The sequence below is a fragment of the Arthrobacter sp. Dra40 genome, assembly GCF_059091905.1.
This window is the reverse complement of the sequence record NZ_JBNHHB010000442.1, coordinates 1-1,897: the sequence shown is the minus strand read 5'-3', so window position 1 is coordinate 1,897 and position 1,897 is coordinate 1. Positions and strand designations below refer to the sequence as shown.

Sequence of the window (1,897 nt, the reverse complement as noted above, 5' to 3'; positions counted from 1 at the left end):
ACATCGGGTCTTCGCCCGCCGGCCGGTCAGACGAGCGGGGCCGGTCCGATATCGGTACAGGTCACCGTGCGGCCGGACAGTCGGGCTGCGTGCCGGGCAACCGGGCCAATATCGATGCGGGCGCGGCGCCGGGCAGCGGCCATCATCGTGCGATCCACCGACTAACCCTGCACGCCGAGGCGCTCAAAGATCAGTTCACGGACGCGTCCGGCGTCGGCCTGCCCGCGGGTTGCCTTCATCACGCCGCCCACAATGGCACCTGCAGCCTGGACCTTGCCACCGCGGATCTTCTCCGCCACCTCGGGCTGGGCTGCCAGGGCAGCGTCAATCGCTTCCAGCAGCGCCGAGTCGTCGGACACGACGGCCAGGCCGCGCTTCTCGACGACCTGTTCCGGGGTGCCTTCACCGGCGAGCACGCCGTCGAGCACCTGGCGGGCGAGCTTGTCGTTGATCTTGCCGGCCTGCACCAGGAGGTCCAGGTCCACCACGGTTTGCGGGCTCACGCCCAGCTCCGACGGTTCGACTTCGGCTTCCTTGGCCCGGCGGGCGATTTCACCCATCCACCACTTGCGGGCCACTGCTGCGGAGGCACCGGCAGCGATGGTTTCCTCGATCGATTCCATCACGCCGGCATTGACCACGTCGCGGAATTCGGCGTCGGAATAGCCCCAGTCCGCCTTCAGCCGCTTGCGCCGTTCCGCCGGCGGTTCCGGAAGCCGGGCGCGCAGTTCCTCGATCCATGCCTCGGTGGTAACAACCGGCACCAGGTCGGGCTCCGGGAAGTAGCGGTAGTCGTCGGCGTCGGACTTGGGCCGGCCGGACGTCGTGGACCGGGTGTCTTCGTGCCAGTGGCGGGTCTCCTGGACAACCTTCTGGCCGGCATCCAGCACGGCAGCGTGGCGCTGGATCTCGAACCGCACGGCACGTTCCACCGCACGCAGCGAGTTCACGTTCTTCGTCTCGGAGCGGGTGCCGAATTGCCCGGCTCCCTTGGGCATCAGGGACACGTTGGCATCGCAGCGCACGTTGCCGCGTTCCATCTTGGCGTCGGAGACACCCAGGTTCTTGACGATCTCGCGGATGGCGGCCACATAGGCGCGGGCCAGCTCGGGAGACCGGGACCCTGCTCCGACGATCGGCTTGGTGACAATTTCCACCAGCGGCACGCCGGCGCGGTTGTAGTCCACGAGGGAATACTCGGCGCCCTGGATGCGACCGGTGGCGCCGCCCATGTGCGTGAGCTTGCCGGCGTCCTCCTCCATGTGCGCGCGTTCGATTTCCACCCGGAACACTTCGCCGTCTTCCAGCTCAATGTCCAGGTAGCCGTCGTAGCAGATCGGGTCCTCGTACTGGGACGTCTGGAAGTTCTTCGGGGTGTCCGGGTAGAAGTAGTTCTTCCGGGCGAAGAAGCAGGATTCAGCGATCTTGCAGTTCAGCGCAAGCCCGATCATGATCGAGTACTCCACCGCCGACTTGTTAATCACTGGCAGCACGCCGGGCAGGCCCAGGTCCACCGGGGAAACGTTCGTGTTCGGCACGTCGCCGAACGCGTTCGGAGCCGCGGAGAACATCTTGGTCTTCGTGTTCAGCTCCACGTGGACCTCGAAGCCGAGGACCGGATCGTACTTCTCCATCGCCTCTTCGAAGGAGACCAGCTCTTGTGTTGCAGCCATTTACTTCACACCTCCGAGGACGGGAGCCTGGGCCAGCAGCGGGCCGCCCCATGTGGCTTCCAACAGGTTTTCGAGACCGGCGCCGGCACGGTACAGACGGGCGTCTTCACGGGCCGGTGCCAGGAACTGGATACCCACCGGGAGCCCGTCGGCCAGGCCGCCCGGTACTGAAATCCCCGGGACACCGGCCAGATTCGCCGGAATCGTGGCCACGTCGTTGAGGT

The 1,897-nt window shown here is 66.3% G+C and carries 3 protein-coding genes; all 3 read right to left on the bottom strand.

Annotated elements, in window-relative coordinates:
* Positions 1-26: 26 nt before the first annotated feature.
* Positions 27-158 (bottom strand): hypothetical protein, encoded by a 132-nt coding sequence (locus tag AC5RWT_RS36950; RefSeq protein WP_494084551.1) that lies wholly within the window; start codon positions 156-158, stop codon positions 27-29.
* A gap of 3 nt (positions 159-161) precedes the next feature.
* Positions 162-1,673 (bottom strand): Asp-tRNA(Asn)/Glu-tRNA(Gln) amidotransferase subunit GatB, encoded by a 1,512-nt coding sequence (gene gatB / locus AC5RWT_RS36945; protein WP_494084550.1) that lies wholly within the window; start codon positions 1,671-1,673, stop codon positions 162-164.
* Positions 1,674-1,897: amidase family protein (locus AC5RWT_RS36940; protein WP_494084549.1), on the bottom strand; the 224-nt coding region annotated here is incomplete at its 5' end.

Coding starts and splice junctions, on each gene's coding strand:
- gatB (WP_494084550.1), bottom strand. CDS start 1,673: ATGGCTGCAACACAAGAGCTGGTCTCCTTCGAAGAGGCGATGGAGAAG.